6 protein-coding genes and 1 pseudogene are annotated in these 4,613 nt (G+C 68.2%); 3 read left to right on the top strand and 4 right to left on the bottom strand.

Annotated elements, in window-relative coordinates; all coding sequences use genetic code 11:
- The 3 genes and pseudogenes from AC1DOC_RS20130 to AC1DOC_RS20140 form a co-directional block, all read right to left on the bottom strand.
- Positions 1 to 360 (bottom strand): annotated as a pseudogene (locus AC1DOC_RS20130) (hypothetical protein); the annotation flags it as partial.
- Positions 357 to 890: a dihydrofolate reductase gene (locus AC1DOC_RS20135; protein ID WP_012746805.1), complete on the bottom strand. Its 534-nt coding sequence runs from the start codon at positions 888 to 890 to the stop codon at positions 357 to 359. The gene AC1DOC_RS20135 and the pseudogene AC1DOC_RS20130, both read right to left, overlap by 4 nt.
- 4 nt (positions 891 to 894) lie before the next feature.
- Positions 895 to 1,734 (bottom strand): thymidylate synthase, encoded by an 840-nt coding sequence (locus AC1DOC_RS20140; RefSeq protein ID WP_018903061.1) that lies wholly within the window; start codon positions 1,732 to 1,734, stop codon positions 895 to 897.
- 36 nt (positions 1,735 to 1,770) lie between these two features.
- Here AC1DOC_RS20140 and nthA point away from each other — a divergent pair, with 36 nt between their 5' ends.
- The 3 genes from nthA to AC1DOC_RS20155 are packed head-to-tail and all read left to right on the top strand — an operon-like array spanning position 1,771 to position 3,430.
- The gene (nthA, locus tag AC1DOC_RS20145; RefSeq protein WP_478130357.1) at positions 1,771 to 2,397 is read left to right on the top strand and encodes a nitrile hydratase subunit alpha; all 627 of its coding nucleotides are present in this window, start codon (positions 1,771 to 1,773) and stop codon (positions 2,395 to 2,397) included.
- Entirely contained in the window at positions 2,394 to 3,059 is a 666-nt protein-coding gene (gene nthB, locus AC1DOC_RS20150; RefSeq protein WP_478079785.1) for a nitrile hydratase subunit beta, read from the top strand. The genes nthA and nthB overlap by 4 nt, the downstream gene beginning before the upstream one ends.
- The gene (locus AC1DOC_RS20155; RefSeq protein WP_436287570.1) at positions 3,056 to 3,430 is read left to right on the top strand and encodes a nitrile hydratase accessory protein; all 375 of its coding nucleotides are present in this window, start codon (positions 3,056 to 3,058) and stop codon (positions 3,428 to 3,430) included. Before nthB ends, AC1DOC_RS20155 begins: the two co-directional genes overlap by 4 nt.
- Before the next feature lie 135 nt (positions 3,431 to 3,565).
- On the opposite strand, the gene AC1DOC_RS20160 is transcribed toward AC1DOC_RS20155, so the two are convergent.
- On the bottom strand, positions 3,566 to 4,613 hold a 1,048-nt coding region (locus tag AC1DOC_RS20160), incomplete at its 5' end, for an FAD-binding oxidoreductase (protein ID WP_478130358.1).

Below are 4,613 nucleotides of genomic sequence, written 5' to 3' on the forward strand. Positions count from 1 at the left end.
ATTCAGGCCCCAGCGGTGCTCGGGTTCGTAGACCCAGGCATGGATGTCGACTTCGAGCCGGCCATCGGCGGTGGGACGCGCGGTGCCGGGAATGAAGAGCGCTTCCTGGTCGGGATCGAGCCGATTCAGGCCCCAGCGGTGCTCGGGTTCGTAGACCCAGGCATGGATGTCGACTTCGAGCCGGCCATCGGCGGTGGGACGCGCGGTGCCGGGAATGAAGAGCGCTTCCTGGTCGGGATCGAGCCGCTCGGCCGCGCGCAATGCCTGCATGGGCGCCAGGCCGCAAAGCAATGCGGCGCCGACCACGAGGGAGCGGCGCCGCAGCGGCGGGGCGATGGCGCGCGGCTCCTCTGCGTTCATGCCTTCGATGGCGCGATGCGTTCGTAGGTCACGAAGCTGTAGTTGAGGCCCTCCTTCGCCGAGACATGCGCTTCGCGCTTGGTTTCGCGCCAGGCGGAGGGGGAGAGTTCCGGCGCATGCGCATCGCCTTCGTAGTCGTGCGCGAGCTCGGTCACGACCACCTGCTGCGCGAGCGGCTCGGCTTCGGCATAGATCTGCGCGCCGCCGATGATCCACACGTCGGGCACCTGCGACTCCTCGCACAGCGCGAGCGCTTCCTGCAGGCTGCCCACGCGCCATGCGCCTTCGGCCTTCCAGTCGTCCTGCCGCGTCACGACGATGTTGCGCCGGCCCGGCAGCGGCCGGAAGCGCGGCGGCAGCGAATCCCAGGTCTTGCGGCCCATGACGACCGGGGCGCCGGCCGTCTGCTGCTTGAAGTGAACCATGTCTTCGGGCAGGTGCCAGGGAATGGTGCCCTTGGCGCCGATCACGCCGTTGGCGGCGCGCGCGAAGATCAGGTGGATGCGCGGTGTCGTGGCGAGCTCGGACATGGGCCTACACCGCCACCGGTGCCTTGATGGGATCGTGGTGCCGGTAGTCGAGCACCTCGAAGTCCTCGTACTGGTAGTCGAAGATCGAGGCCGGCTTGCGCTTGATGTGCAGCGTGGGGTAGGGGTAGGGCGTGCGGCTCAGCTGCAGCGCGACCTGCTCGGCATGGTTGCTGTAGATGTGGCAGTCGCCGCCGGTCCAGATGAAGTCGCCCACGTCGAGATCGCACTGCTGCGCCACCATGTGCGTGAGCAGCGCGTAGCTTGCGATGTTGAAGGGCACGCCCAGGAAGATGTCGGCGCTGCGCTGGTAGAGCTGGCAGCTCAGCTTGCCGCGCTCGCCCGGTGCCTGCGGCGGCGCCACGTAGAACTGGAAGAAGGCATGGCAGGGCATGAGCGCCATCTTCGAGAGCTCGGCCACGTTCCATGCGCTCACGATGATGCGGCGCGAATCGGGGTTGGTCTTCAGGGTCTTGATGACTTCGGAGATCTGGTCGATGTGGCCGCCGTCCGGCGTCGGCCAGCTGCGCCACTGCACGCCGTACACCGGGCCCAGGTCGCCGTCCTCGCGCGCCCACTCGTCCCAGATGGTGACGCCGCGCTCCTTGAGCCAGTTGTTGTTGCTGGAGCCGGTCAGGAACCACAGCAGTTCCTGGATGATGGACCTGAGGTGCACCTTCTTGGTGGTCACCAGCGGAAAGCCTTCGTTCAGGTCGAAGCGCATCTGGTGGCCGAACACGCTCTTGGTGCCCGTGCCGGTGCGGTCGCTCTTGTGGACGCCATGGGTGTCCACATGGCGCATGAAGTCTTCGTACTGGGAGCGGACGGGGCGGGCGGGCGAGGTCATGTTGGGAATTTTACGGGGCGGCGCTAGCATTGGCCGATGACCGGCCATGACCACTCCCACGAACACAGCGAACTCGGCGAAATGGACCTGCGGGTGCGGGCGCTCGAGAGCGTGCTCACCCAGAAGGGCTACATCGATCCGGCCGCACTCGACGTGCTGATCGACACCTACCAGACCCGCATCGGCCCGCGCAACGGCGCGCGCGTGGTGGCCAGGGCCTGGGTCGACCCAGTGTTCCACGACTGGCTGCTGAAGGATGCCACGGCCGCCATCGCCTCGCTGGGCTACACCGGCCGGCAGGGCGAGCACATGGTGGCGGTGGAGAACACCGCCGAGCAGCACCACATGGTCGTCTGTACGCTCTGCAGCTGCTATCCCTGGCCGGTGCTCGGCCTGCCGCCCACCTGGTACAAGAGCGCGCCGTACCGCTCGCGGGCCGCGAAGGACCCGCGCGGCGTGCTGGCCGATTTCGGCACGGTGCTGCCCGAATCGACGCGCATCCGGGTCTGGGATTCGACCGCCGAGGTGCGCTACCTCGTGATCCCGCAGCGCCCTGAAGGCACCGAAGGCATGAGCGAAGAAGAGCTTGCCGCGCTGGTCACGCGCGACTCGATGATCGGCACTCGGCGGGTGGAAGCCGCCTCTACAGGGGGTGCTTCATGAGCTATGTCACGCATGCCGACCTTGGCGGCCAGCCCGGTTTCGGCCCGGTCACGCCCGAGCCCGAGGGCGAGCTGTTCCATGCCGCGTGGGAGCCGCGCGCGCTGGCGCTCACGCTGGCCATGGGCGCCACCGGCTCCTGGAACATCGATGCGAGCCGCGCCGTGCGCGAGACCTTGCCCGGCTACGGAAACCTGAGCTACTACCAGATCTGGCTCGGCGCGCTGGAGCAGCTGATGCTGCAGCGCGGCCAGGTCGCTCCGGACGAGCTCGCGTCCGGCGAGATGCGCCATCCCGCGGCACCGGTCGCGCGTGTGCTGCAGGCCGCCAGCGTTCAGTCCGTGCTGGCCAAGGGCTCGCCCACCCAGCGCCCCGAACCCGGGCCGGCGCGCTTTGCCCTCGGCCAGCCGGTGCGCATGCGCGCCGGCAAGGTCGACCACCACACGCGGCTGCCGGGCTACGTGCAGGGCAAGCGCGGCGTGATCGAGCATGTGCATGGCGCGCATGTGTTCGCCGATGCCCATGCGCAAGGCCTGGGCGAGCAGCCGCAGTGGCTCTACACCGTGGTCTTCGACGAGGCCGAGCTCTGGGGCGAAGGCGCGCCGCGCCAGAACCTTGCGGTGTCGGTCGATGCCTGGGAAAGCTACCTGGAGCCCGCCGCATGAACAGCGACATGCCACCCCTCGCACTGGCGCCTGGCATGCCGCGCGATGCCGACGGGCCGGTGTTCAACGCACCCTGGGAGGCCCAGGCTTTTGCGATGACGCTGGCGCTGCACGAGCGCGGGCTGTTCAGCTGGGTTGAATGGGCCGAAGCGCTTGCAGCGCAGATCGCGGCCGCGCAGGCCGCGGGCGACCCCGACACCGGCAACACCTACTACCGCCACTGGCTCGCCGCGCTCGAAAGCCTGGTCGCGCGCAAGGGCGCCAGTTCGGACGAGGAACTGGCACGTTACCGCCACGCCTGGGACCATGCGGCCGACCGCACGCCGCACGGGCAGCCGATCGAGCTGCGCGGCGAGGATTTCCCTGGCTGATCTGCTGTCTTGCTCCTTCCCCCGCTGGGGGAAGGTTGGGATGGGGGCTGCCCCCGCATCGGCGCAGCGCTCAATCGAAGGCCGCGTGCCCCCACCCCGGCCCTCCCCCGGGAGGGGAGGGAGAAATACAGCTGCCTAGACGCGAATCACGCGGCCCGGGTTCAGGATGTTCTTCGGATCGAGCCCGCGCTTGATCGCCCGCATCATCTCCAGCGCCACCGGCGACTTGTGCTTCTCGAGCTTGTCGACCTTGAGCGAGCCCACGCCATGCTCGGCCGAGAACGAGCCGCCGAACTTCTCGACCGCGTCGTACACCAGCGTGTTGATGCGCTCTTCCTCGTTCTTCAAAAAGGCCTTGGTGTCGATGTTCTCGGGCGCCTGCACGTTGTAGTGCAGGTTGCCGTCGCCCAGGTGGCCGAAGTTCACCAGCCGCACGCCGGCAATCTCGCGCGCCAGCAGCGCGTCGGTTTCCGCCACGAAGGCCGGAATGCGCGACACCGGAATCGAGATGTCGTGCTTGATGTTCAGGCCTTCTTCGGCCTGCGCGAGCGGAATGCTCTCGCGGATGTGCCAGAGCTGGTGCGCCTGCGCGAGGTTCTCGGCCACCACCGCATCGGTCACGCAGCCGTCTTCGAAAGCCGTTTCGAGCAGCGCCTCGAAGCGCGCGCGCGCATGGTCTTCGGATTCGCTGTCGGAGTTCTCCAGCAATACACAGTACGGCACGGCCTCGTCGCCGATGAAGGGCACGCGCAGCTGCGGCATGTGCTTGTCGACCAGACTCAATGCAAACCGGCCCATCACCTCGAAGCCCGTGAGGCCCGAGCCCAGCTGTTTGTGCGCAAGGCCCAGCAGCGTGACCGCGTGGTCGAGCGAGGGCACCGCGGCCCAGGCCGTGAGCTGCGCGGCGGGCAGCGGGTAGAGCTTCATGGTGGCCGCGGTGATGATGCCGAGCGTGCCTTCGCTGCCGATCATCAGGTCGCGCAGGTCGTAGCCGGTGTTGTCCTTGCGCAGGCCGCTGGTGCCTTCCCAGATCTCGCCCTGCGGCGTGACCACCTCGAGGCCCAGGCACAGCTCGCGCGTGTTGCCGTAGCGCACCACCTGCGTGCCGCCGGCATTGGTCGCCAGGTTGCCGCCGATGGTGCAGCTGCCCTCGGCCGCAAGGCTCAGCGGAAACAGGAAGCCC

Source organism: Variovorax sp. 01T439_2, from assembly GCF_056398445.1.

What these genes read in the sequence shown, in the direction of transcription:
- AC1DOC_RS20135 (WP_012746805.1), bottom strand. Translation starts at nt 890, where the DNA reads ATGTCCGAGCTCGCCACGACACCGCGCATCCACCTGATCTTCGCGCGC.
- AC1DOC_RS20140 (WP_018903061.1), bottom strand. Translation starts at nt 1,734, where the DNA reads ATGACCTCGCCCGCCCGCCCCGTCCGCTCCCAGTACGAAGACTTCATG.
- nthA (WP_478130357.1), top strand. Translation starts at nt 1,771, where the DNA reads ATGACCGGCCATGACCACTCCCACGAACACAGCGAACTCGGCGAAATG.
- nthB (WP_478079785.1), top strand. Translation starts at nt 2,394, where the DNA reads ATGAGCTATGTCACGCATGCCGACCTTGGCGGCCAGCCCGGTTTCGGC.
- AC1DOC_RS20155 (WP_436287570.1), top strand. Translation starts at nt 3,056, where the DNA reads ATGAACAGCGACATGCCACCCCTCGCACTGGCGCCTGGCATGCCGCGC.